General features: G+C 49.6%; 21 protein-coding genes. 20 read left to right on the top strand and 1 reads right to left on the bottom strand.

The genetic code is table 11. From position 1 onward, the window contains the following. Positions 1-154 precede the first annotated feature (154 nt). From ACY2VT_RS01000 to ACY2VT_RS00950, 11 genes are all read left to right on the top strand, one after another. Complete coding sequence (locus tag ACY2VT_RS01000; protein WP_461877642.1) at positions 155-1,378, top strand: 6-phosphofructokinase; 1,224 nt, start codon at positions 155-157, stop codon at positions 1,376-1,378. Positions 1,379-1,647: 269 nt separating this feature from the next. Further along, positions 1,648-3,081: an acyl-CoA carboxylase subunit beta gene (locus tag ACY2VT_RS00995; protein WP_461878571.1), complete on the top strand. Its 1,434-nt coding sequence runs from the start codon at positions 1,648-1,650 to the stop codon at positions 3,079-3,081. A 15-nt stretch (positions 3,082-3,096) separates the two neighbouring features. Beyond that, positions 3,097-3,870, top strand: a complete 774-nt coding sequence (locus ACY2VT_RS00990) for an OadG family protein (protein ID WP_461873069.1) — start codon at positions 3,097-3,099, stop codon at positions 3,868-3,870. Between the two features lie 14 nt (positions 3,871-3,884). Beyond that, positions 3,885-4,265: a biotin/lipoyl-containing protein gene (locus tag ACY2VT_RS00985; protein WP_461873068.1), complete on the top strand. Its 381-nt coding sequence runs from the start codon at positions 3,885-3,887 to the stop codon at positions 4,263-4,265. 33 nt (positions 4,266-4,298) lie between these two features. Then, positions 4,299-5,450 (top strand): sodium ion-translocating decarboxylase subunit beta, encoded by a 1,152-nt coding sequence (locus tag ACY2VT_RS00980; RefSeq protein WP_461878570.1) that lies wholly within the window; start codon positions 4,299-4,301, stop codon positions 5,448-5,450. A 49-nt stretch (positions 5,451-5,499) separates the two neighbouring features. Next, positions 5,500-6,909 carry an oxaloacetate decarboxylase subunit alpha gene (locus tag ACY2VT_RS00975; RefSeq protein WP_461878569.1) on the top strand — a complete coding sequence of 470 codons (1,410 nt, stop codon included), beginning with the start codon at positions 5,500-5,502 and terminating at the stop codon, positions 6,907-6,909. Positions 6,910-7,140: 231 nt separating this feature from the next. After that, positions 7,141-8,115, top strand: a complete 975-nt coding sequence (locus ACY2VT_RS00970; RefSeq protein WP_022462335.1) for a MurR/RpiR family transcriptional regulator — start codon at positions 7,141-7,143, stop codon at positions 8,113-8,115. Continuing rightward, complete coding sequence (locus ACY2VT_RS00965; RefSeq protein WP_461878568.1) at positions 8,112-9,359, top strand: BaiN/RdsA family NAD(P)/FAD-dependent oxidoreductase; 1,248 nt, start codon at positions 8,112-8,114, stop codon at positions 9,357-9,359. The genes ACY2VT_RS00970 and ACY2VT_RS00965 overlap by 4 nt, the downstream gene beginning before the upstream one ends. A 44-nt stretch (positions 9,360-9,403) precedes the next feature. Continuing rightward, on the top strand, positions 9,404-10,069 hold the full coding sequence (cmk, locus tag ACY2VT_RS00960) for a (d)CMP kinase (RefSeq protein ID WP_461877647.1): 666 nt from the start codon (positions 9,404-9,406) through the stop codon (positions 10,067-10,069). Between the two features lie 32 nt (positions 10,070-10,101). Next, entirely contained in the window at positions 10,102-12,003 is a 1,902-nt protein-coding gene (locus tag ACY2VT_RS00955; protein WP_461878567.1) for a bifunctional 4-hydroxy-3-methylbut-2-enyl diphosphate reductase/30S ribosomal protein S1, read from the top strand. A gap of 147 nt (positions 12,004-12,150) precedes the next feature. Continuing rightward, positions 12,151-13,293, top strand: a complete 1,143-nt coding sequence (locus tag ACY2VT_RS00950) for a putative ABC transporter permease (RefSeq protein ID WP_461878566.1) — start codon at positions 12,151-12,153, stop codon at positions 13,291-13,293. Positions 13,294-13,357: 64 nt separating this feature from the next. Here ACY2VT_RS00950 and ACY2VT_RS00945 read toward each other — a convergent pair whose 3' ends face one another. Next, entirely contained in the window at positions 13,358-14,446 is a 1,089-nt protein-coding gene (locus tag ACY2VT_RS00945) for a ribonuclease H-like domain-containing protein (protein WP_461878565.1), read from the bottom strand. A 173-nt stretch (positions 14,447-14,619) separates the two neighbouring features. On the opposite strand from ACY2VT_RS00945, the gene ruvA reads away from it, so the two are divergent. The 9 genes from ruvA to ACY2VT_RS00900 all read left to right on the top strand — a co-directional run bounded on the left by ruvA (position 14,620) and on the right by ACY2VT_RS00900 (position 24,046). Next, positions 14,620-15,234: a Holliday junction branch migration protein RuvA gene (gene ruvA / locus ACY2VT_RS00940; RefSeq protein ID WP_461878564.1), complete on the top strand. Its 615-nt coding sequence runs from the start codon at positions 14,620-14,622 to the stop codon at positions 15,232-15,234. 40 nt (positions 15,235-15,274) lie between these two features. Continuing rightward, positions 15,275-16,285 carry a Holliday junction branch migration DNA helicase RuvB gene (gene ruvB / locus ACY2VT_RS00935; RefSeq protein WP_461877652.1) on the top strand — a complete coding sequence of 337 codons (1,011 nt, stop codon included), beginning with the start codon at positions 15,275-15,277 and terminating at the stop codon, positions 16,283-16,285. Between the two features lie 130 nt (positions 16,286-16,415). Further along, complete coding sequence (locus tag ACY2VT_RS00930; protein ID WP_055226374.1) at positions 16,416-16,847, top strand: cell division protein ZapA; 432 nt, start codon at positions 16,416-16,418, stop codon at positions 16,845-16,847. 57 nt (positions 16,848-16,904) lie between these two features. Continuing rightward, positions 16,905-19,118 (top strand): U32 family peptidase, encoded by a 2,214-nt coding sequence (locus ACY2VT_RS00925; RefSeq protein WP_461878563.1) that lies wholly within the window; start codon positions 16,905-16,907, stop codon positions 19,116-19,118. Positions 19,119-19,144: 26 nt separating this feature from the next. Continuing rightward, positions 19,145-20,659 carry an FtsW/RodA/SpoVE family cell cycle protein gene (locus ACY2VT_RS00920; RefSeq protein ID WP_022461902.1) on the top strand — a complete coding sequence of 505 codons (1,515 nt, stop codon included), beginning with the start codon at positions 19,145-19,147 and terminating at the stop codon, positions 20,657-20,659. Beyond that, positions 20,607-22,073 carry a peptidoglycan D,D-transpeptidase FtsI family protein gene (locus ACY2VT_RS00915; protein WP_461878562.1) on the top strand — a complete coding sequence of 489 codons (1,467 nt, stop codon included), beginning with the start codon at positions 20,607-20,609 and terminating at the stop codon, positions 22,071-22,073. Before ACY2VT_RS00920 ends, ACY2VT_RS00915 begins: the two co-directional genes overlap by 53 nt. Before the next feature lie 203 nt (positions 22,074-22,276). Continuing rightward, a complete protein-coding gene (locus tag ACY2VT_RS00910; RefSeq protein ID WP_022461900.1) occupies positions 22,277-22,753 on the top strand; it encodes an NUDIX hydrolase in 477 nt (158 codons plus the stop codon). Next, complete coding sequence (locus ACY2VT_RS00905) at positions 22,737-23,066, top strand: hypothetical protein (protein WP_461878561.1); 330 nt, start codon at positions 22,737-22,739, stop codon at positions 23,064-23,066. Before ACY2VT_RS00910 ends, ACY2VT_RS00905 begins: the two co-directional genes overlap by 17 nt. Then, complete coding sequence (locus ACY2VT_RS00900; RefSeq protein ID WP_461878560.1) at positions 23,063-24,046, top strand: DUF2953 domain-containing protein; 984 nt, start codon at positions 23,063-23,065, stop codon at positions 24,044-24,046. The genes ACY2VT_RS00905 and ACY2VT_RS00900 overlap by 4 nt, the downstream gene beginning before the upstream one ends.

Genomic DNA, 24,046 nt, shown 5'->3' with positions numbered 1-24,046 from the left:
GGAAACTTACAGATCCATTGTGAAAGTCTACAGGCTTTTTCCGGAAACGCGAAACAGGGTGTACGGAAAGCAAAAAATATGGTACGCTATAGAATAGCACGAAAGTAGTTTCGTGAAAAATAGAAAACAGTGTAAATAGATGGAGGAAAATCATATGCGAAATCTGTTAGTAGCGCAGTCCGGCGGTCCGACCGCGGCGATCAATGCAACGGTGGCAGGAGTTGTTTCCTGTGCGGTGCTGTCCGGAAAAGTAGATCATATTTATGGTGCAGTAAATGGAATTGAAGGCGTGCTCGCAGAAAAATTTCTTGACCTTGGGAAACAACTGGATTCAGCAGAAAAAATCTCACTTCTGATGCAGACACCGGCGGCAGCGCTTGGTTCCTGCCGTTACAAACTGGGGGACCCGAAAGAGAATACAGAGGATTTTGAAGAGATTCTCCGGATTTTTCGCAGACATGAAATCCGTTATTTTATCTATATCGGCGGAAATGATTCGATGGATACCGTAGACAAGCTGTCAAAATACTGCAAAGAGAACGGCGTGGAGGATGTGTTTGTTGTCGGCGCACCAAAGACGATCGACAACGACCTCGTCGGAACGGATCACTGCCCGGGCTTTGGCTCCGCGGCAAAATATCTGGCAGCAACCTTTGCCGAGCTGGAAAGAGACTGCCACGTCTATGAGAAAAAGGCAGTTACGATCGTGGAGGTTATGGGAAGAAATGCCGGATGGCTGACTGCAGCGTCTGCTCTGTCCCGCGTCAACGGCGGAGAGGGACCGAATTTGATTTATCTCTGCGAGCCGGCTTTTGACACCGAGCAGTTTTTAAAAGATGTGCAGGAAAAACTGGAACAGAAGGACAGCGTTCTGGTTGCAATCAGCGAGGGCATTCACGACAGCGAGGGCCGCTACGTGTCCGAGCAGGTGCAGAGTGATGCACAGGATCAGTTCGGCCACAGCTACATCGCAGGTTCCGCCAAGGTACTTGAGGAGCTGGTGCGTGACCGCATCGGCTGTAAGGTAAGATCCATTGAGCTGAATCTGATGCAGCGGTGCGCGGCCCATCTTGCGAGTGCGACCGATCTTGAAGAGTCCCGTATGCTCGGCATGAAAGCCTGCCAGTGCGCACTCGAAAAGCAGGGAGGCCAGATGGCATCGATCCGGAGAATCTCTGCCGATCCTTACCGCGTGGAGTACACATCCGTTCCGGTATCGGAAGTGGCAAACAAAGAAAAGAAAGTACCGCTTTCCTGGATCACAGAGGATGGACACGATGTGACAGAGGAGATGATGGCGTATCTCCGCCCGCTGATCCTCGGCGAACCGGCCATGCAGTACGAGAATGGAATTCCGGTTCACATTGAACTGTATTAAGCAGAATAAAACCGTGTAAGAAAAGCTGCCGATGGGCGGCTTTTTTTATGCGGTGCGGAAAAAGACAGAATTTTTTGGAAAAGAACGGGTCGGGAAAAATTAAGTTTGACCTTCCATTTATAATAGGAAAAATCTGAAATTTTTCTGTCTGTTTTCTGTCAAAAAGGTGAGAAAAAGTATTGAAAAAAAACGAAAAAACAGATATGATAGACTTGTATAAAATTTGTTTAAAATTTTATAATGAAAATAGAAAGATGGAGGTTTGAAGAATGAGTAACACAGCACAAAGTTTAGCGAGCACAAGAATCGCCTCTTTGCTGGATGAAAACAGCTTTGTGGAAATCGGCGGACAGATCACTGCCAGAAGCACAGATTTCAACATGGCCGGCATGGAGACACCATCCGATGGTGTAATTACTGGTTACGGTGTGATCAACGGCAGCCTGGTATACGTATACAGCCAGGATGCGTCTGTGATGGGCGGTACCATCGGCGAAATGCATGCAAAAAAAATCGCGAGACTGTATGAGTTTGCACAGAAAACAGGTGCTCCGGTTATCGGACTGGTAGACTGTGCCGGTATGCGTCTGCAGGAGGCAACGGATGCTCTGAACGGTTTCGGCGAAATCTATATGGCGCAGGCAATGGCATCCGGAGTGATTCCGCAGATCACTGCAGTATTTGGTACCTGCGGCGGCGGTATGGCTCTTATCCCGGCTATGACAGACTTCACATTCATGGAGTCCAAAAACGGAAAACTTTTCGTAAACTCCCCGAACGCACTGGACGGAAACCACGTATCCAAATGTGATACCGCATCCGCAGATTTCCAGGGCGAAGAAGCAGGTCTTGTTGACTTTGCTGGAACCGAGGAAGAAATCCTCGGACAGATCAGAAACCTGGTATCCATGCTTCCGGCAAACAACGAGGACGAAGCATACACCGAGTGCGAGGATGATCTGAACCGTGCATGTGCAGACCTTGCAAACTGCGCAGGCGATACCGGAATCCTTCTTTCCCAGCTCAGCGACAACGGCATCTATTTTGAGACCAAAGCCGCTTACGGAAAAGATGTTGTAACCGCATTCATCCAGTTAAACGGAGCAACCGTAGGAGCAGTTGCAAACCGCTCTGAAATCTACGGCGAGGACGGAACGGTAAAAGAGAAAATGGATGGAACCTTAAGTGCAAGAGGAGCTAAAAAAGCAGCAGATTTCGTAAACTTCTGCGATGCTTTCTGCATCCCGGTACTTACCATCACAAACGTAACCGGATTCAAGGCAACCAAATGCTCTGAGAGAACCATGGCTAAGAACGCAGCAGCCCTGACCGCGGCTTTCGCAAACGCAACCGTTCCGAAAGTAAATGTTGTTGTCGGCAAAGCATACGGAAGCGCATACGTTGTCATGAACAGCAAATCCATCGGAGCAGATATGGTATTTGCATGGCCGAACGCAGAAATCGGAATGATGGATGCAAAATCTGCAGCAAAGATCATGTACGAAGGATCTGATGCTGCTACCATCAACGAAAAAGCAGCAGAGTATGCAACACTTCAGAACAATGTAACTTCCGCAGCCAGAAGAGGCTATGTGGACACCATCATCGAGCCGGAAGACACCAGAAAATATGTCATCGGCGCATTCGAGATGCTGTATACCAAGAGAGAAGACAGACCGGACAGAAAACACGGAACAGTCTAAGGAAGGTGGCATACGATGAGAAAGAACTGGAAAAAATTAGTAAGTCTCGTCCTTACCGCAGCCTGCACCATGGTTGTGACCGTTGCGCCTGTTTTTGCAGATGCGGCATCTACACCGGCTTATTCACCGGTTGAGGCATCTACTGTAGATTCCCTGCTCTCCTCCAGCGTTCAGTGGGTAGGACAGAGCCTGATGACCTACAGCGATGACGATCTCGCAAACATGGAAGTTTCCGACCAGCAGTTCTATGCAAGAGCAGCTGAGGCATGGGAAGAAGCAAAAGCAGATCTCGGAGAGGTGGTAAGCCTTGAAGATGGAACGCTTGAAGTAGACGGAGACTTTGTAACCTGCACAATCCCGGGTGAGTTCGAGAAGAACCCTGGTATTGTCCGTGTATTCTGGAACATCAGCACCGGAACACCGGTTCCGACCGACCTTACCATCACCGTTGAGGAGTCGAAAGGCGTTCTGATCGGCCAGGCCGGCATGAACACCATCACCGGAATCGGCACCGTATTCGTTATGCTGATTTTCCTGATTTTCGTTATTTCTTCATTTGATTTCATTTTCGGAAGCAAAAAGAAGAAAAAAGCACCGGCAGCTCCTGTACAGGAAGCACCGAAAGCTGTTGCAGCACCGGTTGTTGAAGAGACAGCACCGGAAGCAGACGATATGGAACTGCAGGCTGTTATCACAGCTGCAATTGCCATGTATGAAGAGGATATGGCTTCTGCATCCGGAGATGCCTATGTTGCACGTCCGATCCGCAGAAAAGGCAAAAGAGCTTAAGGAGGAAATTTTCAATGAAAAACTACACCATTACCGTAAACGGAAATGTATATAACGTAACTGTAGAAGAAGGAACCACAGCAGGCGCAGCTCCTGTAGTCAGCGCAGCAAAAGCAGCACCGGCTCCGAAGGCAGCACCGGCAGCAGCACCGAAAGCAGCAGCACCGGCAGGCGCAGCAGGCAGCGTAGAGGTTACTGCTTCTGTACCTGGTAAAATCTGCAAAATCGAAGCAAACGTAGGCGCAGCTGTAAAAGCAGGAGATACTGTTCTTGTACTGGAAGCCATGAAGATGGAAATCCCGGTTGTAGCACCGCAGGACGGCACAGTAGCCAGCGTAAACGTAGCAGTAGGCGATGCAGTAGAATCCGGTGACGTTCTTGCAACCATGAACTAATGCCCGTTGTAAGAAAAAACCGGAGGTGAAAAAATGATTACTGAAACTTTAAACAACCTGCTTCACCAGACGGCGTTTTTTAATCTGGACTGGGGCAATTACGTTATGATCGCAGTGGCATGCTTCTTCCTGTATCTTGCGATTAAGCATGAATTTGAGCCGCTGCTTCTTGTACCGATCGCATTCGGTATGCTGCTTGTAAACATTTACCCGGACATCATGGCTGAGCCTTATACCGACGTACAGGGTCTTGAACATGCGGGCGGTCTGTTCTACTATTTCTTTACTCTGGACGAGTGGAGTATCCTTCCATCCCTGATCTTCATGGGTGTAGGTGCGATGACAGACTTCGGTCCGCTGATTGCAAACCCGATCAGCTTCATCATGGGAGCTGCAGCACAGCTTGGTATCTATCTGGCGTACTTTTTCGCTATTTTCATGGGATTCAACGGAAGAGAGGCAGCTGCTATCTCCATCATCGGTGGTGCCGACGGCCCGACTTCTATCTTCCTTCTGAACAAGCTCGGACAGCAGCACCTGATGGGACCGATCGCCGTAGCAGCATATTCCTATATGTCACTGGTGCCGATCATCCAGCCGCCGGTCATGAAGCTTCTGACTACAGAAAAAGAGCGTAAAATCAAAATGGAGCAGCTTCGTTCCGTATCCAAACTCGAGAAGATCCTGTTCCCGATTGTTATCACCATCGTTGTCTGCATGATCCTTCCATCTACCGCTCCGCTGGTAGGTATGTTGATGCTTGGTAACCTGTTCCGTGAGTGCGGCGTTGTAAAACAGCTGCAGGAGACAGCTTCCAACGCTATGATGTACATCGTTGTTATCCTTCTTGGTACTTCCGTTGGTGCATCCACAAGTGCTGAGGCATTCTTAAATGTCAGCACCTTAAAGATCGTTGCCCTGGGTCTGATCGCATTCGTATTCGGTACCGCAGGCGGCGTAATCTTAGGAAAGATCCTTTGCAAAGCAACACACGGAAGAATCAACCCGCTGATTGGTTCGGCAGGTGTATCTGCGGTTCCGATGGCAGCCCGTGTATCCCAGAAGGTCGGTGCTGAGGCAGATCCGACCAACTTCCTGCTGATGCATGCGATGGGACCGAACGTAGCCGGTGTTATCGGTACAGCAGTAGCGGCCGGTACCTTCATGGCGATCTTTGGTGTATAACTTCTTGAGACAAACACAAGTGAAAAACACTTCATTTAGGAGGATAGAAATGGCAGTAGAAAAGAAACCTGTCAAGATTATGGAAACTGTTCTGCGTGACGCACATCAGTCCCTGATCGCGACCAGAATGACAACAGAACAGATGCTTCCGATCATTGATAAAATGGATAAAATCGGATATCACGCAGTAGAGTGCTGGGGTGGCGCAACCTTTGATGCTTCCTTACGTTTCCTGCATGAAGATCCATGGATGAGACTGAGAAAACTCCGTGACGGATTTAAAAACACCAAACTGCAGATGCTGTTCCGTGGACAGAATATCCTGGGATATCGTCCATACGCAGACGACGTAGTAGAGTATTTTGTACAGAAATCCATTGCAAACGGAATCGATATCATCCGTATTTTTGACTGTATGAACGATCTGCGCAACCTGCAGACCGCTGTCAGCGCAGCAAACAAAGAAAAGGGCCACGCACAGGTAGCACTTTCCTATACCTTAGGAGATGCTTACACCCTGGAGTACTGGACCACCATGGCAAAGAGAATCGAGGAGATGGGTGCAGATTCCATCTGTATCAAAGGTATGGCCGGTCTGCTCGTTCCGTACAAGGCAACTGAGCTGGTAACTGCTCTGAAAGAAGCAACTGACCTTCCGATCCAGTTGCACACCCACTATACTTCCGGTGTTGCATCTATGACTTACCTGAAAGCAGTAGAGGCTGGTGTTGATATCATCGATACCGCAATGTCTCCATTCGCTATGGGTACTTCACAGCCGGCAACTGAGGTTATGGTTGAGACCTTCAAAGGTACTCCGTACGATACCGGTCTGGATCAGAACAAACTGGCTGAGATCGCAGATTACTTCCGTCCGATGAGAGACGAAGCTCTCGATACTGGCCTCTTAAATCCGAAGAACCTTGGCGTAAACATCAAGACGCTTCTGTATCAGGTACCGGGCGGTATGCTCTCCAACCTGACAAGCCAGTTAAAAGAGCAGCACGCAGAGGACAAATACTACGACGTACTCGAAGAAGTACCGCGCGTAAGAAAAGACCTCGGCGAGTGCCCGCTGGTTACTCCGTCTTCCCAGATCGTTGGTACCCAGGCGGTATTCAATGTCCTGATGGGCGAGCGTTACAAGATGGTAACAAAAGAGACAAAAGACGTTCTTGCCGGAAAATACGGTGCTACTGTAAAACCGTTCAATCCGGAAGTACAGAAGAAATGCATCGGCGATACCGAGCCGATCACCTGCCGTTACGCAGACCTGCTTGAGCCGGAGCTTCCAAAACTGGAGAAAGAGATCGAGCAGTGGAAACAGCAGGATGAAGACGTATTAACTTACGCTCTGTTCCCGCAGGTAGCTGTAGACTTTTTCAAATATCGTGAAGCACAGCAGACAAAAGTAGATCCGGCAGCCGCTGACAAAAAAGACGGCGCATATCCGGTCTAAATAAGAGCTGAGTAAAAAGGACCAGCCGGTATTCCGTGTTCCCTGTAAAAAGGGAATGCAGAACACCGGCTTTTCTTTTCAGCTTTTCAGCCATTGCGCCAGTAATTTATTCGTGTTATAATTCAAAAGATCGAGGTGTGTCCGAAAAAGAATCAGGATGCCCCCAAAAGAAGAAATGTGGATGCCGAACGGCATTTGCAGATCGGAAAAACAAATCAGGAAGAAAATAACATGAAAAAAGAAAAAGAACAGTCTTCTTCAGAAGAGCAGAAGGCAGCGAACGAGAATCTCCTCATTCGTCTGAATCAAAATTACGGAAAGCTGAGCAAAGGACAGAAGAGGCTGGCAGATTTTATTACGGCGCATTATGACCAGGCCGTATCGATGACGGCAGCGCGCCTGGGACAGCAGGTCGGCGTCAGCGAATCGACAACGGTTCGCTTTGCGATGCAGCTTGGTTACGCGGGATATCCGGAGTTCCAGCGCGCACTGGAGGAGATGGTGATGAACCGTCTGAATTCGGTGCAGCGGATGCAGTTTACGTATGGCCGCGTGCCGCAGGGAGAAATTCTGGAGACTGTCCTGCAGTCGGATATTGAAAAAATCAAGATGACGCTGGAGGAAGTGGACCGGAGCGCCTTTGAGCGCGCTGCGGATACGATTCTTTCCGCGCGGACAATTTACATTGTCGGCATTCGGAGCTGCGCGCCGCTTGCGAGCTTTCTGGCGTTCTATCTCCATATGATTTTCCCGGATGTGCGCCAGGTACAGACAAACAGTTCCAGCGAGATTTTCGAGCAGATGATTCGCATCACGGAGGATGATGTGGTGATCGGCATCAGCTTCCCGCGGTATTCGATGCGTACGATGAAGGCACTGGAATTTGCGAACAGCCGCAAAGCGAAGGTGATTACGATCACAGACAGTGTGCATTCACCGATGAATGTTTATGCAGCCTGTACGCTGATTGCCAAGAGCGATATGGCATCGATCGTCGATTCTCTGGTGGCCCCTTTGAGTGTAATCAATGCGCTTGTCGTGGCGCTCTGCATGAAACGCCAGGCGGATGTGAAAAAGACACTTGAGAGCATGGAAAAACTGTGGGATGAGTACCAGGTTTACAGCAACGATGAAATCAACGGGCTGGATGATGCACGTCCCATGGGCGGAAAAAAGGCAGCCCTGCCGGTAAAGGAGAAAGCATGAGAAAAGCAGCAGTAATCGGCGGAGGCGCCGCCGGAATGATGACCGCCGTGCTTGCCGCCGGCGAAAAGACAGAGATTCATCTCTATGAAAAAAATGAAAAGCTGGGAAAGAAGCTGTTTATCACAGGAAAGGGCCGCTGCAATGTGACAAACGACTGCCCGACAGAAGAGTTCTTCACGAATGTGGTGACAAACCCGAAATTTCTGTACAGCTCCGCCTACAGCTTTGACAGCGCCCAGGTACAGGAGTTTTTCGAAGCGGCAGGTGTCCGCTTAAAAGTGGAGCGCGGAAACCGTGTCTTCCCGGAGTCAGATCACTCCTCGGATATTATCCGCGCGCTGGAGACGGAACTGAAACGGAAAAATGTGCAGGTGCATAAGAATACAAAAGTAAAAGAGCTTCTTTTCGAAGGAGACCGCGTGAAAGGAATCCGCCTGGAAAACGGGAAAGAGCTTTTTTACGATGATGTCGTTGTCGCAACCGGCGGTATGTCGTACCAGACGACGGGGTCGGATGGAGACGGCTACCGTTTTGCAGAAGAGGCAGGACTTGCCGTTACGCCGCTCCGCCCGGCGCTGGTGCCGCTGGAAACAGAGGAAGCGTACATCCGTGAGCTGCAGGGACTCTCCCTGAAAAATGTGACGATGACGATTAAAAACGGCAAAAAGACGCTGTTCGATGGATTCGGCGAGATGCTGTTTACACATTTCGGCATTTCCGGCCCGCTGGGGCTTTCTGCGAGCTCCTACATCGGAAAAGCACTGGAACAGCAGCCGCTGAAAGGATATCTGAACCTGAAGCCGGCACTCACGGAAGAACAGCTGGATGCGCGGATCCTGCGTGAATTTGAGGAAAACCGGAACAAACAGTTCCGCAACGTGATCAACAGTCTGTTCCCGGCGAAACTGCTTCCGGTGATGCTCTCTCTTGGCGGGATCGACCCGTACAAACAGGTCAATGCCGTATCGAAAGCGGAGCGTCAGCACTTTGAAGAGCTGATCACGCATTTCCCGTTTACCGTAACCGGAACACGGGGCTTCCGTGAAGCAATTATTACACAGGGTGGTGTTTCCGTGAAAGAGATCCGTCCGGGCACGATGGAGGCAAAGAAAAAAGAAGGTCTGTACTTCGTAGGAGAAGTGCTCGATCTCGATGCACTGACCGGCGGCTTCAATCTGCAGATTGCCTGGGCAAGTGCCCACGCTGCAGCCGAAGAGATCCGGGCAAAGGCAGAACAGGAATAAAATATGGATCACAGATTTTAGAATTTTCAGGAGGAAGAGAGAAGATGAGTTTTAATCTTGCAATTGACGGACCGGCAGGCGCTGGCAAAAGTACAATCGCAAAACGTGTGGCAAAGGAGCTTTCGTTTGTCTACGTTGATACAGGAGCAATGTACCGTGCCATGGGCATCTATTTTTCAGATCTTGGCATTGCACCGGAAGAGCAGGAAAAAATTGAGGCAGCCTGCAAAGATGTGAAAATTTCCATTTCCTACGAAAACGGAGAGCAGCAGGTTTATTTGAACGGCGTCAATGTCACCGGAAAACTGCGCACCGAGGAGGCTGGAAAGATGGCATCCGCGACAAGCGCCTATCTGGAAGTACGGAAAAAACTCGTGGAGCTGCAGCAGGAGATGGCGGAGAATACGGATCTTGTGATGGACGGCCGCGATATCGGAACTGCCGTTCTGCCGAACGCACCGCTGAAAGTCTATCTGACAGCAAGTGCCCATGTCCGCGCACTGCGCCGCTGGAAAGAGCTGACCGAAAAGGGACAGACAGCCGATCTTGCGAAAATCGAGGAAGATATCAATGAGCGTGATTATCAGGACATGCACAGAGAGCATTCCCCGCTGGTACAGGCAGAAGACGCCGTACTCGTTGACAGCTCTGAAATGACGATCGATGAGGTTGTGGAAAAGATCTTAAGCCTTGCCCGCGAGCGCATGTAAACGCAGCAGAGAAAAGAGGAGAAGAAAAACAGATGGAAGTAACTGTTGCAAAAAGTGCAGGCTTCTGCTTCGGCGTCAAACGGGCGGTCGATACGGTATACCGTGAAATTGAGAGCGGTGAAAAGCCGGTCTACACCTTCGGGCCGATTATCCACAACGAACAGGTTGTGGAGGATCTCGAAAACCGCGGCGTGCAGGTGATCCATTCGGAGGATGAACTAGAGAAGCTTTCCGGCGGAACCGTTGTGATCCGGTCGCATGGCGTGTCGCGGGATGTCTGTGAAAAGATTGAAGCGCGCGGCATGAAGATCGTAGATGCGACGTGCCCGTTTGTCAAGAAGATCCACCGGATTGTGGACGAGGAGGGCAGAAAAGGCCGCCACGTCGTCATCATCGGAAGCGCGGATCATCCGGAGGTGCAGGGCATCATGGGATGGACGAGCGGCCCGGTTACCGTGATCCATACCGCCGAAGAGGCGGAAAGTTTTGTGCCCGAAAATGGAAAACCAATATCTATTGTGGCACAGACGACATTTAATTACAACAAATTTAAAGATTTAGTTGAAATTTTTTTGAAAAAGAGTTATGATAGTACTGTTTTAAAGACTATCTGCAACGCTACCGAGGAAAGACAGACGGAAGCGAGAGCAATTGCCAGGAAGGTTGATGCCATGTTTGTCGTGGGAGGCAGACATAGTTCAAACACGCAAAAGCTGTATGAGATATGTAAAGAAGAATGTAAAAATACTTACTTTATAGAGACACTCGTTGATTTGGAATCTAAGCCTTTTCAATCATTTGGTCGCGTAGGTATTACAGCTGGGGCATCCACCCCGAATAAAATAATTGAGGAGGTTCAAAAAATGTCAGAAATGAGTTTTGAACAAATGCTGGATGAATCATTTAAAACAATCAGAAACGGAGAAGTCGTTGAGGGTACTGTAATCGATGTCAAAGACGATCAGATTATCCTGAATATCGGATACAAAGCCGATGGTATTCTTACCAAAAACGAATATTCCAACGATTCTTCCATCGATCTTCACACCGTTGCACAGCCAGGTGACAAAATGGAAGTCAAAGTTCTGAAAGTAAATGATGGAGAGGGACAGGTCCTTCTTACTTACAAGAGACTTGCTGCTGAAAAAGGCAACAAGAGACTCGAGGAAGCATTCGAGAATCATGAAGTTCTGAAAGCGAAAGTAACACAGGTACTGAACGGAGGATTATCCGTAGTTGTTGAGGAGACCAGAGTATTCATTCCGGCCAGCCTTGTATCTGATGTATATGAAAAAGATCTGTCTAAATATGCAGATCAGGAAATTGAATTCGTTATTACCGAGTTCAACCCGAGAAGAAGACGCATCATCGGTGACCGCAAACAGCTCATCGTTGCTGAGAAGAAGAAACTGCAGGAAGAACTGTTCGCACGCATCGCAGTTGGCGATGTTGTAGAGGGGACTGTTAAGAATGTTACCGATTTCGGCGCATTCATCGATCTGGGCGGAGCTGACGGACTGCTTCACATCTCTGAGATGTCCTGGGGCCGCGTAGAGAACCCGAAAAAAGTATTCAAAGTTGGTGAGACTGTAAAAGTTCTGATCAAAGACATCAACGGCGACAAGATCGCTCTTTCCTTAAAATTCCCGGAAGAGAATCCGTGGCTGAACGCTGCTGACAAATACGCTGTAGGCAACGTAGTAGAAGGCCGTGTTGCCCGTATGACTGACTTTGGTGCATTCGTTGAGCTTGAGCCGGGCGTAGATGCTCTGCTTCATGTTTCCCAGATCTCCAGAGAGCACGTTGAGAAACCGTCTGATGCACTGAAAATCGGACAGGAAATCACTGCAAAAGTAGTTGATTTCAACGAGGAGGACAAAAAAATCTCTCTGAGTATGAAAGCTCTGGAAAACGAAGAGCCAGTAGAAGAGTAAGAATAATTTAACTTGCAGGTGCTGCAGTTGGATGATTAGAATGCCGCAGACAACCGGGTTTCCTGAACAGACAGGAAACCTGTTGCCTGCGGTATTTTCTTATCATCCTGTTTTTGGCACCGGAAAAGAAAAAGGGGATGAAAGTTTATGTGGGAGATGAAGATTCTGGGTGTGGATCTGTACCACGTTCTGGCATGGTTCTGGCTGTACAGCTTCTGCGGATGGATCTGGGAGAGTTCCTATGTATCGATCCGGCAGAAAAAACTGGTCAACCGCGGTTTTGTCAATGGTCCGCTGCTGACGCTGTACGGCACCGGCGCTGTTATGGTATACCTGATCCTGCGCCCGTTTGAAGCGAACGTCTGGGCACTGTATTTCGGAGGTGTCATTGTAGCGACGGTTCTGGAATATGTAACCGGCGTGCTGATGGAGACCATTTTTCATGCGCACTGGTGGGACTACAGCAATCAGAAGTTTAATTTTCAGGGAAAGATCTGCCTCAGCAGTTCGATTGCCTGGGGATTCTTTACACTGGGGCTGTTCTATATTCTGCAGCCGATTGCCGTGAAAGTAGTGAATCTTGTTTCGGATACTACAGGAGAAATCATTGTTTCCGTTGTTACCGTCTGCTATCTGGTAGATTTTGGGTTTTCCGCAGCCGCAGCATTCCAACTGGGACAGAAGATGCGCAGTCTGGAGAAAACGTGGGGAGAATTTCTGGAATATCTGCAGAAATCCCGATTTAACCAGCTTGCCGAGGAGATGAGTGCGAAAATACAGCAGTATCGTGCAGAGTACTCCAGAGATAAGATGAAAGAATATCTGGCCGAGAAGCGCCAGACACTGTCTGAGGCAATGGAGCAGATGCAGAAGCTGGAGAAGGAGCGGAAAGAAACCGAGGGAAGAAGAAATCCGCTTTCCGAGTCGAAGAACCGCCTGATGGAGTTCGGAGCAGAGCAGAAGGAACGCCTGACCGGGTTCGGAGCAGAACAGAAAGAGCGCCTGGCCGAGTTTGGAGCGGAACAGAAAGAACGTCTGACCGAATTTGGAGCAGAGCAGAAAGAACGGTTTGCGGCGCTTGGATTTGATGTGCGCAGCGATAAGATGCCGGATCTTAAAGAGCTGCTGGAGCGCTTTGACCAGATGACAAAACCGCAGCTTCCGACCAACTGGCTGATGCGCCTGACAACGAAACGTTATCTGCGCGCCTATCCGCATCTGCAGGGAACGCATCATGCTTTTCTGAAAAAGGAAGAAAAAAAGGCAGAAGAGAAAGAAGAGAAAAAATAAAGGACTGCCTGGAAAGGACAGTCCCGGAAAAACGGCCGTGCATGCAAAAACGTGTACGGCTGTTTTATTTTCTGGTTTTGCTATCGCCTTTGAAAAAGAGCTGAAGCTCGGAGCAGAGATACTCTTTCAGGAGATCTTCCTGCGAAAGAAAGGCATCGGACCACTCAAAATAGTAAGGGCGGCTTTTGAAATCCTCGCGGAAGGCCGGGGTGAAAAACTCTTTCTGCTGCGGAAGAAATGTACCGGTCCGCCGCTGATAGCAGTTGGCAGCCTTTGCTTTCTGACGGTGTTCCGGATCGACAAACGCGCCAACGCTCTTGTGAACAGCCTGATCCTCCAGCGGAAGATAATAGTAATTCTTATAGTCCGGGAAGAAATATTTCAGCTCCGCCGTATGCGTCTGCAGGGAGAGAGAAACCCGTGAACCAAAGGCTGTAAGAGAACCATCCGCGCAGACACGGGAGAGGAAAACCGGAACTTCCCGCTCGGGCTGCAGTGAAACTTCCAGTGTCTGTCCGGTAAAACGACACGACTGGACAGAAAAATCGCCGTGAAACAGGCCAGGAAGCGCGAGCAGTTCCAGAACAGAACCCATGCCGAGGACATCCTCATAATTGTGAAGAAACAGGAGTTCCAGCTTCTTTTCATCCAGTGTCTGGAGATAGTCGTGGTAAACAGAAATCAACTGCTTTCCGTCAAGCTGATCCTTCCGTGGGAATGAGAGATACTGTTCCACATTTTTCTGTTTCATTGAAGAAAGTCCCAGGATTGACTGAAACGGGCGGAGTACCTGGTAAAGATCCAGGGATGCGATTGACGAAAGCGGATCTTCCATCTGATAAAACAGTGCTTTGTGTGTGAGGTAAGGAAGATCAAATGTCGTTCCATTAAAATGCACCAGCCGCTTCACGTCGGAAAGAAACGTGAAAAAAGAGACAAGCATCTCTTTTTCTTCGGTCGGTCGATCAAGAAACCACTGGCGCAGTGTGAAAGTATCCGCGGCCGGGTCAAAGAACAGCGCACCAATCAGATAGAGATGCGAGGTACGCCAGGAAAGGCCGGTCGTCTCAATATCGAAAAAGACATCGCCGTTTCTCAGATACATCTGAAGAGCGGCAGAGAGAGCAGCGGGGGTAGAATCTATGATCTGCATAAGGTTTTTTGTCTCCTTTGAAAAACTTTTTTTGGATCTAAAGATATTATAAGACGAAAAAATCTGACATGCAAGAAAGACAGCGACTAATCGTTGCGTGATGAGAAAAGTTCTGCTATAATAGAATGTGCGTTCGCTTTCAAAAAAAGAAAACGGCGCTTTGGAGGAAAAACATGATTGCATTTATCAAAGGAACCGTAGATTCTCTTTCGGAAGGAAAAATGATTCTCGAAAGCCATGAAATCGGCTATGAGCTGAATATTCCAGCGAGTATGTTCGACGCAGGCATCCGGGAGGGAGAAGAGTTAAAGATATATACCCATATGAGTGTGCGGGAAGACGGAATTTCCCTGTTCGGCTTTCTGTCCCGCGAAGATCTTGAAATATACCGTATGCTGATCGGCGTAAGCGGCATCGGACCAAAAGCGGCGCTTGCGGTGCTGTCCACGCTTACGGCAGACAATCTGCGCTTTGCCGTCCTCTCGGAGGATGTCCAGGCGATTGCCAAAACACCGGGCATCGGAAAGAAGACCGCGCAGAAGCTGATTCTGGAATTAAAAGACAAATTCGACCTGCAGGAAGCGTTCGAGCAGAAGCTGGCAGGAAATCAGGCGGCTGCGGCGGTACGGCAGGCAGGCGAACCGGATACTTTCCAGGATGCGGTACAGGCGCTGAATGCGCTTGGCTACTCCGGAACGGAAGCACTGCAGGCAGTAAAGAAAGTCGAAATCACCGAAGGCATGGACAGCGAGGCTGTGCTGAAAGCGGCATTGAAGCATATGTTTTAGCAGATGGTCCTAAATTGTGGAAGAAGGAAACCTTAAAACGATGGAAAGAAGAATTATCACAACTGACGTTCTCGAGGAGGACGTGAAAATCGAAGGTTCGCTCCGTCCCCAGCACCTGGACGATTACATCGGACAGGAAAAGACGAAAAAGAACCTGAAAGTATATATTGAAGCAGCAAAACAGCGAGGTGATGTTCTCGATCATGTGCTGTTTTACGGTCCTCCGGGACTTGGAAAAACAACGCTGGCGGGCATCATTGCAAATGAGATGGGAACCCATATGAAGGTAACGAGCGGCCCGGCGATCGAAAAACCGGGTGAGATGGCAGCGATCCTCAACAATCTGCAGGAGGGCGACGTCCTGTTTGTTGATGAGATCCACCGCCTGAACCGCCAGGTCGAGGAGGTTCTTTACCCGGCGATGGAGGATTTTGCGATTGATATCATGATCGGAAAAGGCTCTTCGGCGCGCTCGATCCGCCTGGATCTGCCGAAGTTTACGCTGGTCGGAGCAACAACGCGGGCAGGCCTTTTGACTGCTCCGCTCCGCGACCGGTTCGGTGTCATCCACCATCTGGAGTTTTACACGGAGGAAGAATTGGCCAACATTATCCTGCACTCCTCAAAAGTACTGAATGTGGAGGTGGATCCACAGGGAGCGCTTGAGATGGCGCGCCGTTCCAGGGGAACACCGCGTCTGGCAAACCGGATTTTAAAGCGTGTCCGCGACTTTGCCCAGGTGAAATACGATGGAAGAATCACAAAAGAGGTCGCATCATTTGCCCTCGATCTGCTGGAAGTAGACCGTTACGGACTGGATCAGACTGACCGTCTGCTTCTTACCACCATTATGGAAAAGTTCCAGGGCGGTCCGGTGGGACTCGATACCCTGGCAGCATCGATTGGAGAAGATGCCGGCACCATCGAGGATGTCTACGAGCCGTTCCTGATCAAATCCGGATTTATCAACCGCACTCCGCGTGGAAGAGTGGCAACGGAATTTGCCTGGCACCACCTGGGGCTGGAGGCACCGCGTAAGATCGAAGAGTAAAAGCCCTGAATCTTTCATTTTCTGTCGCTTTTTGCAGAAAAAGGTTGTTTTTCTTCCTTTTTCGGTATATGATAGGTTATATTAGCCGGGAGTTTGGTCCGGTTAAATTCAGTGGAGGAAAAGCAAAAGAATGGCTGTAAAAAATACAACACAGGTTTTAATAGATGGAAAAATTATCACACTGGGAGGCTATGAGAGCCCGGAATATCTGCAGAAAGTAGCTGCTTATCTGAATCAGAAGATCAGCGAACTTTCCCAGTCAGCCGGATACAACCGCCTGTCGGTGGATACGAAGCACACACTGCTTGCACTGAACATTGCAGACGACTATTTCAAAGCAAAAAGCCAGGTAGATACCCTCGAAGAGGATATGGAAGCCAAAGACCGGGAAACCTACGATATGAAGCACGATCTGATCGCAGCGGAAATCCAGGCCGGCGATCTGAAAAAAGAGCTGGAAGAGAAACGAATCGAGCTGGAACATGTACGCGGCGAGATGGAAGAACTGCAGCGGCAGCTTGATAAGGCAAATAAGGATCTGGAAGATTTATTAAAAGCGTAAAAGAAGGAAAAACGGGGGATTGCGGAACAGGTAATCGCCCGTTTTTAGGAGATAAAGATGAAGACAGAATTATTAGCACCAGCCGGTTCGATGGAAGCGTTAAAAGCAGCGGTTTCCGCCGGTGCGGATGCCGTCTATCTCGGCGGAGCCGCATTCGGCGCAAGAGCGTATGCAAAAAATCTGGATGAGCAGGAGATTCTCTCAGCCATCGATTACGTCCATCTGCGGAAACGGAAACTGTATCTGACGGTCAACACCCTCTTAAAAGAGGAGGAACTGGAAGAGAAACTGTATCCGTATCTGCGTCCGTACTATGAGCAGGGACTGGATGCCGTGATTGTCCAGGATATGGGCGTTTTAAAGGCGGTCCGCTCCTGGTTCCCGGATCTCGACATTCATGCGAGCACACAGATGACAGTGACAGGATCTGCGGGAGCGCGTTTCCTGGAGAGCCTTGGCGCAACGCGTGTGGTACCGGCCCGTGAGCTTTCGTTTGCGGAGATCCAGAAAATCCACCGGACGACCAACCTTGAAATTGAATGCTTCGTCCATGGGGCGCTCTGCTACTGCTATTCGGGACAGTGCCTTTTTTCCAGCCTGATCGGCGGAAGAAGCGGAAACCGCGGAAGATGCGCGCAGCCGTGCCGTCTGCCGTACGAAGCGTACGATAAAGACAACCACCGCATGGGGGAGCCGGGCGACCGCTATCCGTTAAGCCCGAAGGATATGTGTACGGTAGAACTGCTGCCGGAGATTGTAAAATCCGGGATTATGTCCCTCAAAATCGAAGGCAGAATGAAAAAGCCGGAGTATACAGCGGGCGTTGTCAGCATTTACCGCAAATACCTCGATCTGTACGAGAAAAAGCCGTCCCGTTTCCGCGTTCTGCCGGAGGACATGAAAAAGCTGTATGAGCTGTATAACCGTGACGGTTTCAACAAAAGCTATTATACCATAAGAAACGGACGCGATATGATGGCGCTGAAGAACGAAAAAGAGCAGGAAAATAAAAAGAAACAGCGCAGAAATGAGCAGCTCTTTTATGAGATCCAGAGAGATTATATCGAGACAGAGGCAAAAGAGCCGATTTCCGGCTTTCTGACCCTGTATCCGGGCCAGCCGGCGTTCTTAAGTGCAGAAAGCGGAAAATACAGCGTAACAGCAGAGGCGGGCATGGTAGAACCGGCAAAGAAGCAGCCGCTGACCGAGGAACGCGTAAAAACACAGCTGGAAAAGACAGGCGAGACACCATTCTATTTCAAAGAACTCGATGTCTGTATGGATGACAACTGTTTCGTGCCGATGCAGACGTTAAACGAGCTGCGGAGAGGCGTTTCGGACCAGCTGGTGAAAGAGATGACAGAGCCATACCGCAGAAAAGCAGCGGAAAAGCCGGAACAGGAAGCAAAAGCATCTGGAAAACCGGACCAGGAGAGCAGAGCAGAAAAGAAAATGGAGCTGACCGCATCTGCCGAGACGAGAGCCCAGTGGAATGCGCTGCTCGAGATTCCGGAGATCACGACGATCTACGTCGGCATGGGATGCTTCAAACGGGAAATCTTCGAAGAGCAGGCGGAAAAAGGCATCCTGCAGGCGAAAGAACTGGGAAAACAGGTTTATCTGATGCTGCCGCACGTTGTGCGTGAAGGCGATCTGAAGGAATACCGCGACACGTTCCGCTGTCTGAAGGAGATCGGTCTTGGCGGTTTCCTGATCCGCAATCTCGAAAGCTTTTCGTTTTTGAAAGAGATGGGAATGGAAAAGGATATCCGGCTCGATTACAGCGTTTACACGTACAACAGCCGTGCGCAGGCATTCTGGCAGGAGCAGGGCGTGCAGCGTGATACCGTTCCGTATGAGCTGAACGAGCGGGAAATCGGAAAACGTGACAATACGAACAGCGAAATGGTGGTCTACGGCTACCTTCCGATGATGGTTTCCGCCCAGTGTGTCCAGAAGAACCTGAACGGCTGCAATCACAGTTATTCTCTGGTACGCTTAAAAGACCGGATGGGAAAATACTTCCCGGTGAAGAGTTACTGCACCTCGTGCTACAGTGTGATCTACAACAGCCTTCCGCTCGGCCTGGTAAAAGAAGCCGATGAGATCCGGTCCATGCATCCGGCTGCGGTGCGGCTGAATTTTACCATCGAGACACTGGAGGAGACAAAAGAAATCGCCGCTGCGTTTGCTGGAACGTACTGTAAAGGAATCGCAGTTCCGGCCGGACAGGAATATACCAAAGGCCATTTCCACCGGAAAGTAGAGTAAACGGTGAGAAAAAATAAGGGGAATTTATGGAAAATACCATTGTTCAGTTATCAAAATATGTGATTACCTTCCTCATGATCTGTTTTACCGTGCAGTCGTTTGCTGCACTCAAAGAGCGGGATGAGGATGAGCGCCATTACATTCTGATGCGGCAGATCATCATGATCATTCTGATGAATTTCATCTGTTTCTTCGTGATGTTCCTGCAGGAGGGCGAAGTATCAACGATTCAGATGTTTCTGCTCACGATGGCGTATATCCTGGGCGTACAGATCCTGTACCGCCTGATTTACCGGAAAGCATCGATGATCCTGGTAAACAACATGTGTATGCTGCTCTCGATCAGCATGATTATTCTGACGAGACTGAGCGTGTCAAAGGCGATGTCCCAGTACAAAATTCTGGCGGCATCCACACTGCTCTGCTTCATCATTCCGGTCATTGTCCGAAAGGGCAAGTTCCTGAAAAATCTGACCTGGATTTACGCTGTGCTCGGAATTGCCATGCTTTCCGTCGTTATGGTGCTTGGCTTTACTTCCGGCGGTGCGAAGCTGTCGATCGAAATCCACGGCATTACGTTCCAGCTCTCCGAGATTGCCAAGATCACACTCGTGTTCTTTATGGCAGGCATGCTGCGCGAGGATAATTCCTTTGGAAACGTTGTGAAAGCAACGGTCATTGCGGCAGTTCATGTGCTGATCCTTGTTGCATCCACCGACCTTGGAACTGCGTTCGTCTTCTTTATGGCGTACGTGGTTGTAATCTATGTGGCGACGAGAAAAGCCAGATATCCGCTTCTTGGACTTGCGGGAATGAGCGCTGCCTGCGTTGTGGCGTACTTCCTGTTTTCCCATGTGCGGAATCGTGTGGCTCTCTGGCAGGATCCGATCGGAAACTGGGATATCAGCAGCCAGTTAGCACAGGGCCTCTTCGGCATGTGCTCCGGCGGATGGTTCGGAACCGGTCTTTTCGAGGGACGGCCTGACATTATCCCGGTTGCAACGAAAGACTTTATTTTCTGTGCGATCTGTGAGGAGATGGGCATTATCTTCGGAATCTGCCTGATTCTGCTGTGCATGTCCACATTCCTTCTGATTATCAATATTTCCATGAAGATGAGCAAACGGTTCTACAAACTGATTGCCATGGGTCTTGGAACGGAATATGCGACACAGGTGTTCCTCACCATCGGAGGAACCATTAAATTTATTCCTATGACAGGTATCACGCTGCCGCTGGTCAGCTATGGAGGAAGCTCCATGTTCTCCACGGTGCTGATGCTGTCGATCATTCAGGGATTGTACATCTTAAGGGAAGACGAAGGTGAGGAGCTTGAGAAAAGACGAAACAAGAAGAAACGAAACCAGCAGAAAAACGACCCAGGCGCCAAGAAAAAACGACGCCCGGACGAAGAGACCGAAAGACGAAAGAAGAGCGGCAGCCGGAACGACGGACAGGGAACCCGCCAGAAGTACCGCGAGCAGCCGGATGAATTCGAACGGCGGATCGAAGAGCAGACCGAGAACAGCCTCCACTGGTAAGGCGACAAACAACGGCGCAGGGCCGTATCTGATCGTTTCGTTCCTGTTCGTGGCTATGTTTCTTGGGTTGATCGCGTATCTTGTTTACTTTAATGTCGTGCGGAAAGAAGAATTTCTGAATAGTTCTTACAATACGAGACAGAATAACTATGCAGAGCGCGTGGTCCGCGGAACAATCTATTCTGCGGACGGCCAGGAACTGGCAAAGACGACGACAGATGAAAACGGGGATGAGGTAAGAACGTATCCGTTCGGCAGCCTGTTTGCGCAGGTGGTTGGCTACACGGGAAAAGGAAACAGCGGCCTCGAATCTTCCTACAACTATATGCTGATGGAGTCCCATACAAGTAAGTTAAAGCAGGTAAAGAATGAATTCAGCGATGCGAAGAACCCGGGAGACAGTCTCTATACAACGCTGAATACAACACTCCAGCAGGCCGCGGCCGATGCACTGGACGGATACCGCGGTGCAGTTGTTGTGCTGGAGGCAAAAACGGGCCGTGTACTTGCCAATGTGAGCAATCCGGTTTTTGATCCCAATACGATTAATGAGGACTGGGAGGCACTGAACGCAGACGATGAGAGCGGCGTGTTTCTGAACCGCGGTCTGCAGGGAAGATATCCGCCGGGATCTACGTTCAAGATTGTTACTTCGCTTGCGTATCTCCGTCAGAACGGAACACTGGACGGTTTTTCGTTCGACTGTGACGGTGAGCTGACAGCAGGAAACTATACGATTCACTGCTCCGGCGGTGAAGTGCATGGACCGGAAGATTTTGCAGGTGCGTTTGCGCATTCGTGCAACTCGGCCTTTGCACAGATTGGCCTTGGGCTGGATAAAGATGCCTTCCGCTCGCTGGCGGATTCCCTGTATCTGAACAGCCGCCTGGATCTGGAGCTTCCGACCAGCAAAAGCTCTTTCGACCTTGATTCGACAACGGCGGATGCGCTTGTGATGCAGACCTCCATTGGCCAGGGCGATACGCTGGTAACACCGATGGAGATGGCACTGATCGCCTCCGCGGTTGCAAATGACGGAGAAATGATCAAACCGCGTTATGTGGACAACATTGTGTCTGCGGACGGACAGGCAGTCAAAACCTTTTACAAAGAGTCTCTTGGCACGGTAATGTCCGAGAGCGAAGCCAATACGCTGACAGAGCTGATGAAAGGCGTTGTCCAGAGCGGAACTGCAGTTTCACTTTCGGATCTGCCGTACAATATCGCCGGTAAAACAGGAACCGCAGAACACGGAAGCGACGGAGAGACACCGCATTCCTGGTTTGTCGGATTCTCCAATGCGGATGATCCTGATATTGTCATTGCTGTTGTGGCAGAAAACGGCGGATATTCGAGTGAAGTCGCTGTACCGATTGCAAGACAGGTAATTGAAGCATATTATGCACAGCAGTAAACGATGAAAAAAACGCGTTCGAACCGGAAAGGATGGGTTCGGGCGCGTTTTCTGAATTTTTAGAAAAATGTTAGAAAAAGGATGCGGTTTTAAGGTTGCGCGGGGGCGGGAAAAGAGGTATACTTTTTAACAGAAGATCTGGCGGCAAGCGGGAAGAAAAGAGCTGTCAGAGAATGGAAAAAGCCAGAAGGAGCTTAAAACGTATGATCGAAGCAGTAAGCTGCGGAGGTATCGTAATCTACCGTGGAAAAATATTGACGCTTTACAAAAGCTACCGCAACAAATATGAAGGATGGGTTCTGCCGAAGGGAACCGTGGAGCCGGGAGAAACCCATGAACAGACTGCTGTCCGCGAGGTGTATGAGGAGTCCGGTGTGCACGGAACCATCATCAAGTATGTGGGAAAAAGCCAGTACAGCTTCAGCATTCCGGAGGACACCGTGGAAAAAGAGGTGCACTGGTATCTGATGGCCTCATCCGGCTACTACAGCCGTCCGCAGAGAGAAGAATACTTTGTGGATTCGGGCTATTACAAGTATCACGAAGCATATCATCTGCTGAAATTTTCCAATGAACGGCAGATTCTGGAAAAGGCCTATCAGGAGTATCTGGAACTGAAGAGAGCAAATTTATGGAAGGTTCAGCCACAGGCTCAGGGAAAATATGGTAAACTGGTATAAAAATCTGTACGTCGGGGATACTGCAAAAAAGAAACAGAAAAAATGGATGCGCCGGATTGAGAACAAAAAGGCAGTTCTGGGAGTCTGGCTCCTCACACTGCCTTCCAATCCGCAGAACAATCTGGATGTAATTCCGGCGGATCTGCTTTTGCAGCCGGCCGTGCGGAGAAACTGTCCGATGATTGTCGGACTTGCCGTGTCGCGCGAGGAAGCTTTTGAGCTTGTGGAGGCGATCGCATTGGAAACTTATCGGGAAACCGGAGAAGTAAAAATCCGGGAATGGCTGATGAACCGGATTGAGGGGTGTGAATGATACATATACTATTCATGATTTTGAAGGCACTGGGGATTTTACTCCTTGTTTTACTGTTTCTCGTGCTTCTTATCGTCTGCACCGTCCTGTTTCTTCCTCTTTGCTACCGGGCACAGGTTCAGAAAGAAGAAGAGGGATTTGCCTGCGTAAAAGCGAGCGGAAGAGTATCGTGGCTTTTCGGAGCTGTCGCGCTGACGGCCTCGTATGAGGAACAGAAGCCGGAGGCGCAGATTCTGCTTTTCGGGGCATCGCTGGAAACATGGAAACGGCGGCTGAAAAAGATCCGCCGGGGAGAAGCGTCCGTGTCCCGGACGGAGGAAAATGAGACAGAAAATGCGCCGGAAGCAGAAAAAACAGCAGAGCAGAAAGCACCGGACCAGTCAGAAAAACAGCAGAAGGTGACAGCACAGAAGGAGCAGCCAGAGCAAGAGCAGGAACCGGATGCGCCGAAAAAAAGCATTCTGGAACGGTTTTTCGGAAGGATCGAACATCTTCCGGAAAAACTGCTGAATCTTGCCAGCCGTCTGCTGCAGACAGCTTTCCGGCTGTTGGAATTTCCGTTCCGTCTGCTTGAAAAACTGGAGCAGAAAATCCAGGCAGGCAGACGGTTAAAAAGAAAGTGGGAGAGTGTGAAAAAATTCTTCCGTTCGAAGATGTTCCGTGAGGCACTGCTCCATGCAAAGAAAGAAGTGCTTTATTTCCTGAAGAAAGCAGCACCGAAAAAAGTAACCGGCACAGTCCGGTTCGGATTTGACGATCCGGCACTGACCGGAGAGGCACTTGGCATTCTGGGTATGATTTATGGAAAACTGCCGAAAGACCTTTCCATCCAGCCGGATTTCGAACAGGAAATTCTCCGGGGCGATGTCCGGATGAAAGGAAGCTTTCAGGCTGTGACAGCAGCCGGCATCGCACTTCGATTATTCCGGGATCAGAATCTTCGAAAAACCATACGACATTTCAAACACAAGGAGGCCTAA

Origin of the sequence: Fusicatenibacter sp. (assembly GCF_050872605.1) — a bacterium.
Taxonomy (GTDB): Bacteria; Bacillota; Clostridia; order Lachnospirales; family Lachnospiraceae; genus Fusicatenibacter.
This window is presented reverse-complemented; position numbering and strand designations above follow the sequence as displayed.